This is a genomic window from Microvirga sp. GCM10011540 (assembly GCF_042650665.1).
Classification (GTDB): Bacteria; Pseudomonadota; Alphaproteobacteria; order Rhizobiales; family Beijerinckiaceae; genus Microvirga; species Microvirga lenta.
In genome coordinates this window covers 126,143-141,857 of record NZ_JBHSBQ010000141.1, presented here as the reverse complement: position 1 = coordinate 141,857, position 15,715 = coordinate 126,143, and the positions used below count along the sequence as shown (strand labels likewise).

The following is a 15,715-nucleotide window of genomic DNA, read 5'->3' as shown; positions in this document are numbered from 1 at the left end:
CGGGCACGCCCACCAGGCGGAAGAGCTCGTAGAGGATGGGCACGGCCACGGCGCCGCCGCCGACGCCGAAGACGCCGGCGAGCAGGCCGGTGAGCGCGCCCGCCAGCAGCAGCGCCACCGCCAGCCACGCCAGATCGAACAGGGGTATGCCATACATCGCGATTACTTCTCACGGCACAAAACGGCCGCTGAAAAAGGCAGGAGCCTCCCCGGCGGGAGGCGGTTCAGGGAGTTCAGGCGGAGACGGAGTTCGTCGCTTGCGCGCGCTCCTGGATCTCCCGCGCCCGCTGGTCGATCCAGCTCCGGTCCGTGATGCCGCCCGGATTGGTGCGGGTCGCCATGGCGTCCATGAAGGCGAGGTAGCGTTCGTGCGCCACGCCGTAGAGCCGCCGCAGCTCCTGCAGCGGCTCGGCGTGATCGTCGACGCGCAGGTCGAGGATCGGGTAGGGCTCCGTGCGCCAGATCTTGAGAGCGGCCGATTGCTTGCCGCGCTTGTCGCCGCCCTCGGCCTGGCCGGCATCGAGGGCCGCCATCAGACGATCCGGCAGGCGGAGATCCTTGCGGCGCTTGAAGGTGTCGAGGGTGGCCTCGATGACCGACGCGCCGGCGAGCATGTTGCCGGCCACCGAGACGCCCTCGTCCGTCAGGTGCCCGCACCAGTCGACGCATTCGCGGCCTGTATGGGCGGCGGTGCGCCCCTCGCGGTCGATCACATGGAGCTGACGCGCCTCCCGGCCGGGATCGCCCGCCGTGAGGATCGCCACGATGTCCTCGGCGCTGCGGCCCTCCGCCAGCAGCTTGAGACCGTCATAGCCGTAGAGCGGATTGACGAGCGCCTGCGTGGCCAGCGCGCCGATGTGGGCCGCGCCGTAGGGGCAGAGCGCCCCCACGGCGAAGAACTTGGTGGTGACGGCGACGCCATATTCGCCCGTCTGCGGGTCCTTGGCGATGATCGACCAGGTCATGGCAGCACCTCCTCAGCGACCGATCGCATAGGCCTGCATGAGGCGCGGCGTAGCCGCACCGTGCAGGAGCCCGTCCTTGTCGCGGCTGGCCGCCACGAGGCGGCCCACCGTCCAGGCAGGCGCGACCTCGACGTCGTGGCCGCGGGAGCGGAGGTCGTCCAGCACCTCTTCGCCGAAGGTCTCCTCCGCCATGAGATGGCCGGGCTTCTGCTCGCGCGGATAGAACGACGACGGGAAATGCGCCGTGTGCGACATGGGCAGGTCGATGGATTCCTGCAGGTTGAGCCCGTGATGGGCGTGGCGCAGGAAGAGGAGAAGCTGCCACTGCTCCTGCTGGTCGCCGCCCGGGGAACCGAAGACCATGTAGGGCTCGCCGTCCTTCTCCGCGAGCGTCGGCGTGAGCGTGGTGCGGGGACGCTTGCCCGGCTCCAGGCTCGCCGGAAGACCGGGCTCCAGCCAGAACATCTGCGCACGGGAGTTGAGCATGAAGCCCAGTTCCGGAATGACGGGCGAGGATTGCAGCCAGCCGCCCGAGGGCATTGCCGCGATCATGTTGCCGTGACGGTCGACCACGTCAATATGCACCGTGTCGCCGCGCCGCGCAGAGCGCATGGAGGCGAGGGTCGGCTCGCCGCCAGAGACCTTGCGGTCCGTGGTCGAAAGCTCCCGCAGGGCCTTGAGCGTGCGCTCGACCTGAAGCTCGTACCCGTCGATGCGGCCGGGGCGCAGCTCCAGGGAGGCCTTGTCGGTGATCAGCTTGCGGCGCTCGTCCGAATAGGCGTCCGAGAGCAGCGTCTCGATCGGCACCTTCACGAAATCCGGGTCGCCGTAATAGGCCTCGCGGTCCGCGAAGGCGAGCTTCATGGATTCCGTCACCGTATGGATGAACTCGGCGCTCGTCGGGCCCATGCTCGCCAGATCGAAGCCCTTGAGGAGGGCGAGGGTCTGCAGGAAGACCGGGCCCTGCCCCCATGGCCTGATCTTGTTCACCCGGAAGTTATGGTACTCATAGGTCTGCGGCGCGTCGTAGCTCGCCGACCAGGATGCCATGTCGTCGCCGGTGAGCACGCCGCGATGGCGCGAGCCGCTCTGGTCCATAGCCTCCGTCTTGCGGACGAAGTCGTCGATCGCCTCGGCGACGAAGCCCCTATAGAAGGCGTTCCGCGCGGCCTCGATCTGCGCCTCCCGGTTGCCGCTCTTGGCTTCCGCCTCGCGCAGGATGCGCCTCCAGGTTTCCGCGAGCTGCGGATTGCGGAAGAGCTGGCGCGGCTTCGGCGCCTCGCCGCCGGGCAGATAGACCGCGGCGGAGGTGAGCCACTCGGTCTCGAAGAATTCCTTCAGGTCCTTGATGGTGTTGGCGACGCGGGGCAGGAGCGGATGACCCTGGTCGGCATAGTAGATCGCCGGCTCCAGCACGTCCCTCAGGGACAGAGTGCCGTGGTCGCGCAGAAGCAGCATCCACGCGTCGAACGCGCCAGGGATGACGGTGGCGAGCAGGCCGTTGCCCGGAATCAGCGTCAGGCCTTCGTTTTTGTAGTGCTCGATCGTCGCGCCCTTCGGCGCCGTGCCCTGGCCGCAGAGCACTTCGACCTTGCCGGTCTTGGCGGAGTAGAACACGGCCGGGACCTCGCCGGACGGCCCCACCAGGTGCGGCTCGACCACCTGCAGCACGAAGCCGGTCGCAACGGCGGCGTCGAAGGCGTTGCCGCCCCTTTCGAGCATCGCCATGCCGGAGGCCGAAGCCAGCCAGTGGGTCGAGGTGACGACACCGAAGGTGCCGAGGATTTCAGGCCGTGTGGTGAACATGCGTTTCGTCCGGGGTTGGAGTTCTTATTGTTCGCGGGGATCGAGCGCGTCGCGCAATCCGTCGCCGAGGAGGTTGAAGCCAAGCACGATGAGGAAGATGGCCGAGCCGGGGAAGATCGACATCCAGGGGGCCTGATCCATGAAGTTCTTGGCGGTGTTCAGCATGGAGCCCCAGGAGGGGTTGGGCGGCTGCTGGCCCAGCCCCAGGAAGGACAGGCTCGCCTCCGCGATGATGGCGGTCGCGATCGTCAGCGTCGCCTGCACGAGGATCGGCGGAAGCACGTTCGGGAAAACGTAGCGCAGCAGGATCCAGAAATCGGGGAGCCCGATGGCCCGCGCGCCCTCCACGTAGTCCTCCGCCTTGACGGTGAGCACCTGAGCGCGGGTCAGACGGACGAAGATCGGCATGGCGGACAGACCGATGGCGATCATCGCATTGGTCAGGCTGGGCCCCAGGAAGGCCGCGAGCGCAATGGCGAGGATCAGGAACGGAATGGCCAGCATGGCATCCGTCGCGCGGGAGATCACGGCATCGACCCAACCGCCGAAATAGCCGGAGATCAACCCGAACGGCACCCCGAGCACGACCGCGATGGCCACCGACACCACGCCCGCCATGATCGAGGCGCGGGCGCCCAGGAGCATGCGCGAGAGCATGTCGCGGCCGAGTTCGTCCGTACCGAACCAGTGGAGGGCCGATGGAGCCTTCCGGATGGTCGTGAAGCTCGGCTTGATGGGGTCGTACGGCGCCAGATAAGGGCCGACGATGGCGGCGAGGACGAAGAAGAGCACGACGGCGCCGCCGATGACGGCGCTCTTGTTCTTCAGGAACTTCGAGAGGACGCGGCTGCGCTTCTTCGGCAGGGCGACGTCGTCGGCAACGGCAATGGCGGCGGTCATGCTGCGTGCCTCAGGCGTGGATTGACGAGAACATACAGGACGTCGGCGAGCAGGTTCATGAAGATGAAGCCGACTGCGGTGCAGAGCACGACGCCCTGCACGACCGCGTAGTCGCGGTTGAAGACGGCATCGACGATGAGCTTGCCGAACCCTGGAATGGTGAAGATCTGCTCAGTGAGAACGGCGCCGGCCAGGAGTTCGCCGAAGAGCAGGGTGGACAGGGTCACGATGGGCACGAGAGCGTTGCGCAGAGCATGCTTGAGGATCACGGTCCGGGAAAGCAGGCCTTTGGCCTTGGCGGTGCGGATGTAGTCGGAACGCATGACGCCGAGCATGGCGCTGCGGGTGTGGCGCATGAGGCTGGCCGCCAGCGCCGTGCCGAGCACGATGGACGGCATGATCATGGTCTTGATGTTCAGCCAGAGATCCTCCGTGGGCGGCACGTAGCCGGAGGCGGGGAGGAGTTGCCAGCGCACCGAGACCAGCATGATGAGAATGATGCCGAGCCAGAAATTGGGGATCGAAAGGCCGGACAGCGCGATCACGTTCGTGGCGTAATCGACGGTCGTGCCCTTCCTCACGGCGGAGATGATGCCGGCCGGAATGCCGATGGCCAGCGCCACGATCATGGCGAAGATGGCAAGCTCGATGGTGACCGGAAGCTTGCTGAGAACGAGTTCGAGCACCGGAATGTCCGTGCGCAGGGAAATACCGAGGTTGCCCTGCAAAACCTCGCCCAGCCAGGTGATGTACTGCACCGGAATCGGGTCGTTCAGGCGGTACTTCTCGCGCAGATAGGCGAGCACTTCCGGGTCCCGCTCCTCGCCTGCCATGGTGAGGACCGGGTCTCCGGGCAGAAGCTGTTGAAGGGCGAAGACCAGCACCGACACGATGAGGAGCGTCGGAATGGCGATCAGGATACGTCGAGCAATGTAGCGGAGCATTAAGCCGGCCACCCGCAATGTGAGAGGGCAGTGCGTGCCCGGATCTCGCCGGGCACGCGGGTTTTCAAAGGGTTAGGAGGCGAGCTTCACACCCTGGAGACGGATCATGCCGTCCGGATAGGGCTTGAAGCCCTGAACCTTCTTGGAGTGGGCGAAGGGCCAGGTCTGGTAGTAGACGTAGATGATCGGCAGTTCGTCCTGCAGGATCGCCTGCGCCTGGTCGTAGAGCTGCTTGCGCTTGGCCTCGTCGTTGGTGACGCGGGCCTCGTTCAGCAGGCGGTCCACTTCCGGGTTGCAGTACCGGCCGTCGTTGAGGCCGCCCTTGCAGGTGACGAACTGGTGGATGTTGCCGTCGGGATCGACACGGCCCGACCAGCCGATCTGGTTGACGTCGAAGTTGCCGGCCTGAGCCTCCTTCTGGAGCGCTGCGAACTCCGTGGGGCGCAGGGAGATGTCGAAGCCTGCCTCAGCCGCCATGGCCTGCACGATCTCATTGACCTGCTGGGTCGTCGTGCTGTTGCCGAAGGCGATCTCGAACTTGACCCGGTCGACCCCGGCCTCCTTCAGAAGCTGCTTGGCCTTCTCCACGTTGCGCTTGCGGGCCGCATACTTCTCGTTGTTGTAGATGCTCGCGAGCGGGAAGGGCTGGCCGGCGGGCGTGAAGATGCCCTGTCCGACGACCTCGTTGATGACGTCACGATCGATCGAAAGCTCGAAAGCCTGACGGACGCGCTTGTCCTGGCCCAGGGGCCCCTTGGCGCGCTCGCCGTTGTTCGTGTTGATCGTCAGTCCCTGATAGCCCAGGCCGGTAACGGGGGCGAAGACCAGGTTCGCGTCGCCCTTCACGGCCGGGATGTCGCTCGGCGCCAGGCGCTCGAGCATGTCGAGGTCGCCGGAGCGCAGGTTGGCGAGACGGACGGTCGTGTCGGGAATGGGCGTGAAGACGACCCGGTCGAAATGATAGTCCTTGGCGTTCCAGTATTCCTGGAAACGGTCGAGAACGATGCGGTCGTTCTGGACGCGCTCGACGAACTTGTAGGGGCCCGAGCAGACCGGCTTCTGCGCGAAGTCGGCGCCGGCGATGGCCTTCGGCGACATGATCATGCCGGCACGGTCGGAGAGCTGCGAAAGCAGCGTCGCGTCCGGGCGGGAGAGGTTGAGCTTCACCGTCAGATCGTCCACGACCTCGACGCTTTCCACCGAGGTGAGCTCGCTCTTGCGCAGGCTGTCCGGAAGGGTCCGGGCCCGGTCGATATTGGCCTTCACGGCCGCGGCATCGAGCTTCTCGCCGTCATGGAACGTCACGCCCGGACGGAGCTTGAAGGTGAGCGCCTTGCCGTCGTCGCTCCAGCTCCACTCGGTCGCGAGCTGGGGGGCGAATTTCAGCTCGGGCGTGATGTCGACGAGCTTGTCGCACAGCGAGGTGAAGACGATGCGCCCGACAAAGGTGCGGGCCCGGTGCGGATCGAGCACGTCCGGGTCCTCCTGCAGGCCGATCCTCAAGGTTTGCGCCGAGGCCGCGGTGCTCATCAGGAGCCCGGCGGCCAGCGCCATCAAAGTAAGACGCTTCATTGTTCTAGTCCTCCACTTCTCTCTGGATCATGGGCTCGGCGCGACGGCGGTGTCCTGTCGCTCGCGCCAAGTTCGGTACAGAGCCAGGCGCTTGCTCAGCGCCGGGCTCGGGGGCGGGGCAGTAATCGAACCGGCGCCCGCTCCCTGGATTTCTCGCCAGAAATGACAGGCCACCTTCCGGCCGTCCGGAGTCGTTTCCAGCGCAGGATGCTGATCCCGGCAGACCGGTCGGGCGTGCGGACAGCGGGTGTGAAAGCGGCAGCCGGAGGGCGGGGCGGCCGGGCTCGGAATGTCGCCCTGAAGCAGTGCCTTCGGCTGGCGGCGGGCCGGGCTCGGCACCGGGATGGCCGCGAGCAGCGCCTGCGTGTAGGGGTGGAGCGGGTTGTCGAAGAGCGCATCCGTCTCGGACAGCTCGACGATCTCGCCCAGATACATGACCGCGACCCGGTCGCTCATGTGCCTGATCACCGCCAGGTCGTGGGCGACGATGACGAGGGTGAGGCCGAAGCGGTCCTTCAGGTCCTCGAGCAGGTTGATGATCTGGGCCTGGATCGACACGTCGAGCGCCGAGACCGGCTCGTCGCCGATGATCAGCTTCGGATCGCCCGCCAGGGCGCGGGCGATGCCGATGCGCTGACGCTGGCCGCCCGAGAACTCGTGCGGATACCGGTCGGCATGGGCCGGCAGAAGACCGACCGTGCGCAGAAGCTCCGTCACGCGCTCGCGCTTTTCGCTCCCCTTCGCGAGGCCGTGGAGCCAGATCGGCTCGGCGACGATGTCGCCCACGCTCATGCGCGGATTGAGCGAGGCGAACGGGTCCTGGAATATGATCTGCAGCTCGCGGCGCAGCTGGCGCAGCTCGCGCTGGTTCAGGCCCAGGATCGAACGGCCCTTGTAGAGCACGTCGCCGTCGGTGGGTTCGATCAGGCGCAAAAGCAGGCGCCCGAGGGTGGACTTGCCGCAGCCGGACTCGCCCACGATCGCGAAGGTCTCGCCGCTTTGGACCGCGAGCGAGACGCCGTCGACGGCCCGAACCACCGTCGAGGACGACAGCAATCCGCCGCCCCCGAAATGCTTCACCAGGCCGACGCCTTCCAGGATGGTGTCGTTGGACGGGGTGTTCGCGCTCATGCGGCGGCTCCTCGTTTTTCTTCGAGCGGTGCGTACCAGCACCGGGCCCGGTGTCCCGGCCTGATCTCCCCGAGCGGAGGCGGCTCGTTGGCGCATTTGGCGTCGGAGAAGGGGCAGCGCGGCGTGAACCGGCAGCCCTTCGGCATCAGCTCGACCGGCGGCACGGTGCCGCGGATCGTGGCAAGGCGCCCCTCGCGCCGTCCGAGGGAGGGCACCGATCCCATGAGGCCGATGGTGTAAGGATGCTGCGGGTCTTCGAAGATCGCCTCCACGGGACCGGTCTCGACCACTCGGCCCGCATACATGACGGCCACCTCGTCGGCGACCTCCGCCACCACCCCGAGGTCGTGGGTGATCATGATCATCGCCGTGCCCGTTTCCTCCTGCAGGCGCTTAACCAGGGTGAGGATCTGGGCCTGAATGGTGACGTCGAGGGCGGTCGTCGGCTCGTCCGCGATCAGCAGCTGGGGATCATTGGCAAGCGCCATGGCGATCATCACGCGCTGACGCATGCCGCCCGACATCTCGTGCGGATAGGCGCGAAGGCGCTTCTCAGGGGCCGGAATGCGCACCTTGCGCAGCATCTCGAGCGCCCGTTCCATGGCCTCGGCCTTCGAGACCTTGCGATGGCGGACGATGCCCTCGGCAATCTGGTCGCCGATGGTGAAGGCCGGGTTGAGGGAGGTCATCGGCTCCTGGAAGATCATCGCCATCCGGTCGCCGCGAAGGTCGGCCCGCTCGCGCTCGCCGAGCTGCAGGAGATCCTGCCCCTCGAACTCGGCCGTGCCGGAGACGATCCGGGCCGGGGGCGTCGGCAGCAATCCCATCAGCGCGAGCGCCGTGACGCTCTTGCCGCAGCCGGATTCCCCGACGAGGCAGAGGGTCTTGCCCTTTCCGACCGAAAAGGAAACGTCGTCGACCAGATTGATATCCTTGGGGGTTCCGTCGAACCGGATCGACAGCCCCTGGACATTCAGGAGCGGCTTCTCGACCGAAGGCGAAAGCTGGCCGGAGCCGCCCACCTCCCTCGCGTGCTGAAGCGTCGCCTCATGTGCCATGTCGAAGCTCATCCTTGGTATCGTTGAAATCATTTTGCGAAAGCGAGCCGTCGGGCTGCGCCGGACGTGTCATCACCGTCAGAAGACTTTGCCGCACGAGCTCCAGATGCTCGCGCATGGCGCGCTCCGCCGCGTGGGCCTCGCGCTGGGAAATGGCCGCGATGACGCGCCGGTGCTGCTCCACATAGCGGGACAGGCGATCCTTGGAGCGGGCCCGCTCGCGCAGCACCTGCCAGTTCACGTCCTGACGGATGCGGTCGACCATGTCGAAAACGGCCAGGAGCAGGCTGTTGCCTGCGGCCTCGGCAATGGCGCGGTGGAGGGCGCTGTCCCACAGCTCGTACCCGTCCGCGTCCGAGCTCGACGCCGTCTTCTCGGCCAGATGCAGGAGACGCTCGACGTCCCCGTTGGAGGCGCGCAGGGCTGCGAGGCGCGCAAGGATCGGTTCGATCTCCAACCGCACGTCCATCACTTCGAGAGGATTGGTGCGGCTCGACAGCTCCTCCAGGCCGGTCTGCGGATCGACCGGGCGCGGTCCGACGAAGGTCCCCTTGCCCTGGTGGCGCCAGATCCGCCCCTCCGCTTCCAGCACTTCAAGGGCCCGCCGCAGGGCGCGCCGGCCGATGCCGATCTGCGTCGCCAGGACCCGTTCCGGCGGCAGCCGCTGGTCCGCCGCGAAGCGACCATCGTCGAGGAGAGCGCGCAATCGCCCAAGGGCGAAATTCGAGCTGTCCGATAAGGTCTCGATCTTGGTCATTCCGGTCCTGCTGGGCGCGATCCAATCTTGCGATTGGTCCGCAAGATTATGAAAGTTTGTCGCTAATTCCGGCATATCCACGAAATCAAGCTAACTCACACCCGAACCAATTTGCAAATGGTTTCATGCCGAATGATTGGACAGGGGTGCGGATTTGATGTGCAGGGCGGTCCCTCGCGAGGCACCGGCACGCGGCGGCGCCGATCCGGGCGAAGGGCCGGCGGCTCTCATGATCAGGGCAGTTTTCGGGAGGCGGCCAGTGCCGGATGCGCCTCGGCCTTCGCCATTATTTCCGCTGATGCAGTCCGGGGGAGCGGGTGGCGAGGCAGCGTTCAATCGCTTGCTCGAATGCAGAAGTGTCCGCCACCGGCCGCAGCTTTCAAAGCGCGGCCGGTGGCGGGTCGGCGTTTCCTCTGTCGGTTTTATTTGTTCTAGGCCGCAAACGAAATGCGGTGCTGCTGCTTGCGGAGTTCGGTCAGGAGATTGATGTAGGGCTCGCGCCGCTCCCGATGTCTCGCCAGCAGTTTTTCCTTGATATAGTTCTTCAACTCGTCGTCGGTTGTGCTGTGCTTCAGCTTGTCCATCTCGGCTTCATGCTGGAAGTCGATATTCGCCAGTGTCCGCAGGAGTTCCTGCATCATGTTCTGAAGATTGGGCGAATACGTGCGGTACTCTTTATTGCGTTCTTCGGCGTTAGTGTCATGAGCTGGATTCGTCAGCATAACCCCTCCGGTTGCGAATCGCATTACGTAGCGTAAGCCTTGTCTCCGATCGGCCGTCCCGGATCACTTCGTAGAAATACTACGGACGATACCGCACCTGCTCGGGGAGCGCCTGTTTCTCCTGCGGGTGCGCAGGTCGTCCGCCACAGAAGCTATGATGTGTGGAGCGTATTCCGGATGGTGCAAAGTGATGGGGTGGACGGCCCCTGACCCAACGGCATCGCGATGTGCCAGGATGGTGCTGTCAGTGACCATCAACGGAAAGGGACCGTCCAAATGCAGATTACCACGATCGGCCTCGACATCGCCAAGAACGTTTTCCAGGTTCATGGGGTCGACCGGCAGGGGCAAGCGGTTCTGCGCCGGAAGGTGCGGCGCGATCAGCTCCTGGCGCTGTTCAGAAGGCTTGAGCCGTGCCTGATCGGCATCGAAGCCTGTGCGACGGCACATCACTGGGCACGGCAGCTTCAGGCTCTCGGCCATCAGGTGCGACTGATGCCACCTGCTTACGTGAAGGCCTATGTCAAAAGGAACAAGAATGACGCCGCCGATGCCGAGGCAATCTGCGAAGCGGTCACACGACCGACCATGCGGTTCGTGCCGATCAAGTCGCCGGATGCCCAAAGTGTGTTGATGTTGCACCGTGCCCGCCAGCTGTTGGTCCGCCAACGGACGGCGCAGGTGAGCGCCTTGCGGGCGCATCTGGCGGAGTACGGCATCATTGCCCCCAAGGGCCGTCCCCATGTTCAGCAGCTGGTCGATTTGCTCGACAGCGGCGCCGACGGGCTGCCGGAACTCGCGCGGCAGACGCTGCTGCTGATTGCCGACCTGATCTCAGGCCTGAGCCAGCAGATCCGGAAGATCGAGATCGAGCTGATGAAGTGGCACCGGGCCAATGCCATGTGCCAGCGTCTGGAGACGATCCCCGGGATCGGCTTCATCACCGCCACCGCTCTGGCCGCAACCGTCAACGATGCGCGTGCGTTTCGGTCCGGCCGTCAATTCTCGGCCTGGCTTGGGCTGGTGTCCAAGCAGCATTCCTCCGGTGGCAAGGAACGGCTGGGCGCGATCTCCAAGATGGGCGACCGCTATCTGCGCCACCTCCTCGTGGTGGGTGCAACGGCGGTTCTCCGCTATACAAGGCGTCAGGCGACAACGGTCAGCCGTTGGGCCGACCGGCTGCGGGAACGCAAGCCGGCGAGACTGGTCACCGTTGCACTTGCCAACAAGATTGCACGAATTGCCTGGGCCATCATGGCACGGGGTGAGACCTACCGCACTGCAGCGGCTGTCTAAGGCAGCCTGGCCAAAGAGTTTGGGCAGGAGAGAACGACACGCGTGATGCTGATCCGGTCAAGCCGGGGATTGGGACAACCTGGGTGATTCAGCGCGCCTTGCAGCGCGGCAGAGTGATGAGGATCCAATCCACCGACATCATCATGGCCAGCGGCCTGTCGCGCCGCGCGAACAGGCCGAACACATGAATGAACCTGACCCAACCAGCAAAGCGCGCTCAATTTTTCTCTTGCCCAACAGGGGCCGTCCACACATGAATCATGTTGCTGGAGCAGTATGTTCTGGAGCTGCGAGCCGGTCATCAGGCAGAAATTTCTTACGATCTAGAAGAATGTGATAATAAGCCCTCCTGCTGATAAAATCGTCCTACAAAATCTTATAATCTACTCCCTAAGAGTTGTTACCGCACGTTCTGCCCCATTCAATAATCTTCGCATTGCAATGCGAGGGTTTTGATGGTGGCTGTTGTTCCGGTCGAGCCTACCGGCAATCAGGATATTGACGGTCTTCTAACGGGGCTGCGGTGGAGCAGCCTGAATCTCACCTACAGTTTTCCGACGGCGGCCGCCCTCTACGGCGCCGGTTACGGCTGGGGAGAGCCCCTCAGCAATTTCGCAGGGCTCAACCCGGCGCAGGCCGCGGCCGCGCGCGCGGCTTTCGGCATGATCGCGTCGGTCACGAATCTGGACTTCGCCGAAGTGACGGGGACGGCGCGCGCTCACGCGGATCTGCGTCTGGCGCGGTCGGATACGCCCGGCTCCGCGTGGACCTATACGCCGGACGGCAGCCATGAAGGCGGCGATACCTGGTTCGGCAATTCGGTCGGCTGGTATGACGCTCCCGTGCCGGGGGATTACGCCTTCTACACCTTCCTGCACGAAATCGCCCATGCGGTCGGACTGAAGCACGGGCATGAGGCCGGTGGGCTGGGGGTGATGTCCGCGGACCGCGATTCCATGGAGTATTCCGCCACCACCTACAGATCCTATGTGGGCGCTGCGGGTCAGTACCTCGAGAACGAGGCGAACGGGCATGCGCAATCCCTGATGATGTACGACATCGCTGCCCTGCAGCACATGTACGGCGCCGACTATTCCACCAACAGCGGCAACACCTCCTATTCCTGGAGCCCTGCGACGGGCGAGATGTTCGTCGGCGGCCTCGGACAGGGGGCGCCTGCCGGAAACCGGATTTTCCTGACCCTTTGGGACGGGGGCGGGCTGGATACCTACGACCTGTCCAACTACAGGAGCGACCTGACCATTGATCTGCGTCCTGGCGCATGGACGAAGACATCCGGCGAGCAGACGGCCTATCTCGGAGGAGGGAACTACGCCCGGGGCAACATCGCGAACGCGCTCCTCCATCAGGGCGATCCTCGATCTCTGATCGAGCAGGCCCTCGGGGGATCCGGCGACGACCGTATCCTGGGCAACACGGCAGCCAATCTTCTGGCCGGCGGAAGCGGAGCCGATCGGCTCTACGGTTTCGAAGGCAACGATGTCCTGCTGGGAGGGCGAGGCAACGACGTTCTCGCGGGAGGGGCGGGGAGGGACAGCTTCCTCTTCGACACCAAGCTTCACAGGAGCGCCAACAGGGACCGGATCCTCGATTTCTCGCCGGCCGACGACACGGTTCGCCTCGACAACTCGGTCTTCACCAAACTCGGCAAGACCGGCAAGCTCCCTTCGTCAGCGTTCTGGACGGGCAAGAGCGCTCATGACCCCAGTGATCGCATCGTTTACGACAAGGGGAAGGGCGCCTTGCTGTACGATGCCGACGGCTCGGGCCGGAGCGCTCCGGTTGTGTTTGCAACGCTCGACAAGAACCTGAAGATCACGAGCGCGGATTTCCTCGTGGTCTGATCGGCGCAGATCCGTCGTACGGAAATGGAAACGGGGACGGCGGTACATCCGCGCCATCCCCGCTTGGTGAAGCCCAGCCTTGAAACGGGCCTGATTCATCCTGGGCTTTCGTGGTTGATAAAACGTTAACGCCCCGGTTTTTCTGCCCTAGCGGAAGGGGGCGGAAAACTGCTTGGCCGTGGCGTCTAGAGCGACGGGGTGATGCCGATCTGCCGCGCCTCTTCCGCCTGATGCAGAAGGGCAATGGCCGCGCGAGCGTATTCGCGGAACGGCTCCTTGAGGGCCTCCGGCTCCCGGTCCCACCCACGGGCGCCGTCCTGCAGATCGTAGAAGGCCTTGGCCACGGCCTCGACCGGATTGATCTTCTCGTTCATGGGATGCCCCGGCTGTTTCTGTTTGGTCTTATTAACAATATAACCATACATTACAGAGCTTGCCTAGAGCTTGCGCCATAAGGTCCCGGTTGCCGAAACGCTATTTTGGGTGAGGTGCGGATGCGACCCTAAGCCGGAAGTCTAGTCCCTTGCAGACGGTCTCCGGTTCGGGTGCGTCATTGTAGGCAGAAAGACCGCCGGTTCGTCCGCTTTGGCAGGCGGCGGCCGCAGCGGGATTGCTCACCCGTACGGGGAGCGGATCGAGACATCCGTGGCTTGAACGATCGGGGCGACGATCAGCGTGCGGCCGGGCTCCGCCTCGACCGCGATCGCCGCAACAGCCTTCCGGTGCACATGCTCAGGAAGCGCCGATCACCTGCGCCGTGCCGACGCCATGAGTCCGCAGATGCATCCTCTCCCGTTCCCGTGGGGGCGAGCCCGTTGCTCTCAGGATGATTTTGCGACGGAAGGGCCACTTGGTCCAGCAACCGTTAACATAGTTAGGTTCCTGCTCGGCCGAAATTGTAAAGAATCGGAAAAACGGATCGCAAAACCTCCCGCCTTCTCTGGGGCCGCACGGCTCTACGGATGTTCGTACATGAGGGGAATTGATGCCTCGTACAGCGCCGCAGGATACCAGGTTGACCGTGCTGGTGACCGAAGACGATGCGATCATCGGATTCGATCTGACGGATGCGCTCGATGCTGCCGGCTATGCGATTGCCGGTCCCACAAGCACCTGCACGGCTGCGTTGGCTTGGCTCAATGACAATGCTCCCGATCTCGCCGTTCTCGACGTGACACTGAAGGATGGTCCCAGCACCGAGATTGCACGGGTGCTTCGAAGCCGCGGTATTCCGTTCGTAGTCTATTCCGGGCGCAGGCAGTGCGAGGCGGCACCTGAATTCCGGGAGGCGCTCTGGCTGGAGAAGCCGTCAGCCCACCGGGACCTGCTGTGTGCGCTGCATCAACTTCTGGCGCGATCGGAGTTGTAAGAGCCTGAAGATAGTCGGAACAAGAGGAGCGCACCGTCGTTCAGATGTGGCTTCAGGAAACGGTACTGCCACATGAAAACTTTGCTTTCGGTTCTCTTGCTCGCCGGTGCAGGAACTTCTGCATATGCGCAATCCGCCGGAATGACCCAGGCCATGAGCTGCAACGAGGCCGCCGGCCTCGTGCGTTCGCAAGGCGCTGTCGTCCTCCATACCAGTCCGACGACGTATGACCGTTATGTCAGCGGACCCGGCATGTGCCTGCTGGACCAGACCACCGAACCGGCATGGGTGAGAACCGCCGACTCGACCCAGTGCTTTGTCGGCTATCGCTGCCGCGCGATCGAGCTCGAAATCGGCCAGTGAGGGCATGACATTCGGAGCGCCCCGGTGGGGCGCTTGAGCCGGTCGGTGCCTGACCTGCGCCTCAGAAGCCTTCTTCCCTCTGCAGTGCCGCCCGCGTGATCCTGTCGGCTCCGATGTCCTCTGCCTCCTCGATGCCGAGGATCTCGGACAGTCGGGTTCGGGCGCGATTGATCCTGCTCTTGATCGTTCCCACCCTCGCTCCGCAGATCTGCGCGGCCTCCTCGTAGCTGAAGCCCTCCGCAGCAACGAGAAGCAGCGCCTCGCGCTGGTCGAAGGGGAGTTTCGCAAGGGCGGTCTGGAGATCTTGGATGTCCAGCCGGCCGTTCTGCTCGGGAGGGCTGCTCAGCCTGCTCGCCATGGCGCCGTCCGGATCTTCGACCTCGCGCTTTCCTTTGCGGTAGTTCGTATGGAACTGGTTTCGCAGGATCGTGAAGAGCCAGGCCTGAATGTTGGTTCCGGGCTCGAAACGGTGGAGGTTGCTCAGACCGCGCAGAATGGCCTCCTGCACCAGATCGTCGGCTTGGTCGATGTTCCCGGTGAGGGAAATCGCGAAGGCGCGAAGGCTCGGGATCGATTTCAGGATGTCGTCGCGCAGCTCGGGGGTTAACGTCATTGGCCGTCGTCCCGCTGCGGCTGATCCAGCTTCTTGAGCAGCTCGAGAAGATGGTCCGGGATCGGCTCCGCCTTCAGGCTGTCGTACATGGCTCTAAGGCCCTGGCCGATGACTTCCTGGATACCGGGACCGACCTGGGGCTCGTTGCCTGAGGATTGAGTCTTGCCCTGTTGTTTCTCAGGGTAGTCCGATTCATCTTCAGCCATAAAAGGTTCCGGCACAGATCGCTCACAGAAATCACAGGGAACTCGAAGCAGGGGCTGTGGGCTCTCCACACCGACACTACTAGCTATTCCCGACGGCTGGAAGTGCATTCACATAGGTTAACCTTCTGGGCGAGGAAGGAGCGTGCGC

At 64.3% G+C, this 15,715-nt stretch carries 16 protein-coding genes; 4 read left to right on the top strand and 12 right to left on the bottom strand.

Features of this window, described 5'->3' with window-relative positions; genetic code table 11:
• Positions 1-233: 233 nt before the first annotated feature.
• From ACFOYU_RS23735 to ACFOYU_RS23695, 9 genes are all read right to left on the bottom strand, one after another.
• On the bottom strand, positions 234-965 hold the full coding sequence (locus tag ACFOYU_RS23735; RefSeq protein ID WP_226740500.1) for a DUF1028 domain-containing protein: 732 nt from the start codon (positions 963-965) through the stop codon (positions 234-236).
• Positions 966-977: 12 nt separating this feature from the next.
• Complete coding sequence (locus ACFOYU_RS23730; protein WP_377035459.1) at positions 978-2,771, bottom strand: gamma-glutamyltransferase family protein; 1,794 nt, start codon at positions 2,769-2,771, stop codon at positions 978-980.
• Between the two features lie 24 nt (positions 2,772-2,795).
• Entirely contained in the window at positions 2,796-3,671 is an 876-nt protein-coding gene (locus ACFOYU_RS23725; protein WP_226740504.1) for an ABC transporter permease, read from the bottom strand.
• Positions 3,668-4,615, bottom strand: coding sequence for an ABC transporter permease (locus tag ACFOYU_RS23720; protein ID WP_226740506.1), 948 nt, complete (start codon positions 4,613-4,615; stop codon positions 3,668-3,670). The genes ACFOYU_RS23725 and ACFOYU_RS23720 overlap by 4 nt, the downstream gene beginning before the upstream one ends.
• A gap of 72 nt (positions 4,616-4,687) precedes the next feature.
• Complete coding sequence (locus ACFOYU_RS23715) at positions 4,688-6,187, bottom strand: ABC transporter substrate-binding protein (protein WP_226740508.1); 1,500 nt, start codon at positions 6,185-6,187, stop codon at positions 4,688-4,690.
• A gap of 27 nt (positions 6,188-6,214) precedes the next feature.
• The gene (locus ACFOYU_RS23710; RefSeq protein ID WP_226740510.1) at positions 6,215-7,318 is read right to left on the bottom strand and encodes an ABC transporter ATP-binding protein; all 1,104 of its coding nucleotides are present in this window, start codon (positions 7,316-7,318) and stop codon (positions 6,215-6,217) included.
• The gene (locus ACFOYU_RS23705) at positions 7,315-8,376 is read right to left on the bottom strand and encodes an ABC transporter ATP-binding protein (RefSeq protein WP_226740512.1); all 1,062 of its coding nucleotides are present in this window, start codon (positions 8,374-8,376) and stop codon (positions 7,315-7,317) included. Before ACFOYU_RS23705 ends, ACFOYU_RS23710 begins: the two co-directional genes overlap by 4 nt.
• Positions 8,366-9,133: a FadR/GntR family transcriptional regulator gene (locus ACFOYU_RS23700; protein WP_377035458.1), complete on the bottom strand. Its 768-nt coding sequence runs from the start codon at positions 9,131-9,133 to the stop codon at positions 8,366-8,368. The genes ACFOYU_RS23705 and ACFOYU_RS23700 overlap by 11 nt, the downstream gene beginning before the upstream one ends.
• Positions 9,134-9,564: 431 nt before the next feature.
• Positions 9,565-9,855, bottom strand: a complete 291-nt coding sequence (locus ACFOYU_RS23695) for a hypothetical protein (RefSeq protein ID WP_226740516.1) — start codon at positions 9,853-9,855, stop codon at positions 9,565-9,567.
• Between the two features lie 276 nt (positions 9,856-10,131).
• Here ACFOYU_RS23695 and ACFOYU_RS23690 point away from each other — a divergent pair, with 276 nt between their 5' ends.
• Together ACFOYU_RS23690 and ACFOYU_RS23685 are read left to right on the top strand one after the other, a co-directional pair.
• A complete protein-coding gene (locus ACFOYU_RS23690) occupies positions 10,132-11,151 on the top strand; it encodes an IS110 family transposase (RefSeq protein WP_377035461.1) in 1,020 nt (339 codons plus the stop codon).
• A 455-nt stretch (positions 11,152-11,606) separates the two neighbouring features.
• Positions 11,607-13,016 carry a M10 family metallopeptidase gene (locus ACFOYU_RS23685; RefSeq protein ID WP_377035457.1) on the top strand — a complete coding sequence of 470 codons (1,410 nt, stop codon included), beginning with the start codon at positions 11,607-11,609 and terminating at the stop codon, positions 13,014-13,016.
• 185 nt (positions 13,017-13,201) lie between these two features.
• Here ACFOYU_RS23685 and ACFOYU_RS23680 read toward each other — a convergent pair whose 3' ends face one another.
• The gene (locus ACFOYU_RS23680; protein ID WP_377035456.1) at positions 13,202-13,390 is read right to left on the bottom strand and encodes a hypothetical protein; all 189 of its coding nucleotides are present in this window, start codon (positions 13,388-13,390) and stop codon (positions 13,202-13,204) included.
• Between the two features lie 647 nt (positions 13,391-14,037).
• On the opposite strand from ACFOYU_RS23680, the gene ACFOYU_RS23675 reads away from it, so the two are divergent.
• Together ACFOYU_RS23675 and ACFOYU_RS23670 are read left to right on the top strand one after the other, a co-directional pair.
• Entirely contained in the window at positions 14,038-14,385 is a 348-nt protein-coding gene (locus tag ACFOYU_RS23675) for a histidine kinase (RefSeq protein ID WP_377035460.1), read from the top strand.
• Positions 14,386-14,526: 141 nt separating this feature from the next.
• Positions 14,527-14,748: a hypothetical protein gene (locus tag ACFOYU_RS23670; RefSeq protein ID WP_377035455.1), complete on the top strand. Its 222-nt coding sequence runs from the start codon at positions 14,527-14,529 to the stop codon at positions 14,746-14,748.
• 61 nt (positions 14,749-14,809) lie between these two features.
• Here ACFOYU_RS23670 and ACFOYU_RS23665 read toward each other — a convergent pair whose 3' ends face one another.
• Both ACFOYU_RS23665 and ACFOYU_RS23660 read right to left on the bottom strand, forming a co-directional pair.
• Positions 14,810-15,361: a sigma-70 family RNA polymerase sigma factor gene (locus tag ACFOYU_RS23665; protein WP_226740526.1), complete on the bottom strand. Its 552-nt coding sequence runs from the start codon at positions 15,359-15,361 to the stop codon at positions 14,810-14,812.
• Positions 15,358-15,567 carry a NepR family anti-sigma factor gene (locus ACFOYU_RS23660; protein ID WP_226740528.1) on the bottom strand — a complete coding sequence of 70 codons (210 nt, stop codon included), beginning with the start codon at positions 15,565-15,567 and terminating at the stop codon, positions 15,358-15,360. Before ACFOYU_RS23660 ends, ACFOYU_RS23665 begins: the two co-directional genes overlap by 4 nt.
• Between the last annotated feature and the right edge of the window lie 148 nt (positions 15,568-15,715).

Coding starts and splice junctions, on each gene's coding strand:
- ACFOYU_RS23685 (WP_377035457.1), top strand. CDS start 11,607: ATGGTGGCTGTTGTTCCGGTCGAGCCTACCGGCAATCAGGATATTGAC.
- ACFOYU_RS23660 (WP_226740528.1), bottom strand. CDS start 15,567: ATGGCTGAAGATGAATCGGACTACCCTGAGAAACAACAGGGCAAGACT.
- ACFOYU_RS23730 (WP_377035459.1), bottom strand. CDS start 2,771: ATGTTCACCACACGGCCTGAAATCCTCGGCACCTTCGGTGTCGTCACC.
- ACFOYU_RS23725 (WP_226740504.1), bottom strand. CDS start 3,671: ATGACCGCCGCCATTGCCGTTGCCGACGACGTCGCCCTGCCGAAGAAG.
- ACFOYU_RS23705 (WP_226740512.1), bottom strand. CDS start 8,376: ATGGCACATGAGGCGACGCTTCAGCACGCGAGGGAGGTGGGCGGCTCC.
- ACFOYU_RS23735 (WP_226740500.1), bottom strand. CDS start 965: ATGACCTGGTCGATCATCGCCAAGGACCCGCAGACGGGCGAATATGGC.
- ACFOYU_RS23670 (WP_377035455.1), top strand. CDS start 14,527: ATGACCCAGGCCATGAGCTGCAACGAGGCCGCCGGCCTCGTGCGTTCG.
- ACFOYU_RS23710 (WP_226740510.1), bottom strand. CDS start 7,318: ATGAGCGCGAACACCCCGTCCAACGACACCATCCTGGAAGGCGTCGGC.
- ACFOYU_RS23700 (WP_377035458.1), bottom strand. CDS start 9,133: ATGACCAAGATCGAGACCTTATCGGACAGCTCGAATTTCGCCCTTGGG.
- ACFOYU_RS23695 (WP_226740516.1), bottom strand. CDS start 9,855: ATGCTGACGAATCCAGCTCATGACACTAACGCCGAAGAACGCAATAAA.
- ACFOYU_RS23665 (WP_226740526.1), bottom strand. CDS start 15,361: ATGACGTTAACCCCCGAGCTGCGCGACGACATCCTGAAATCGATCCCG.
- ACFOYU_RS23680 (WP_377035456.1), bottom strand. CDS start 13,390: ATGAACGAGAAGATCAATCCGGTCGAGGCCGTGGCCAAGGCCTTCTAC.
- ACFOYU_RS23690 (WP_377035461.1), top strand. CDS start 10,132: ATGCAGATTACCACGATCGGCCTCGACATCGCCAAGAACGTTTTCCAG.
- ACFOYU_RS23720 (WP_226740506.1), bottom strand. CDS start 4,615: ATGCTCCGCTACATTGCTCGACGTATCCTGATCGCCATTCCGACGCTC.
- ACFOYU_RS23715 (WP_226740508.1), bottom strand. CDS start 6,187: ATGAAGCGTCTTACTTTGATGGCGCTGGCCGCCGGGCTCCTGATGAGC.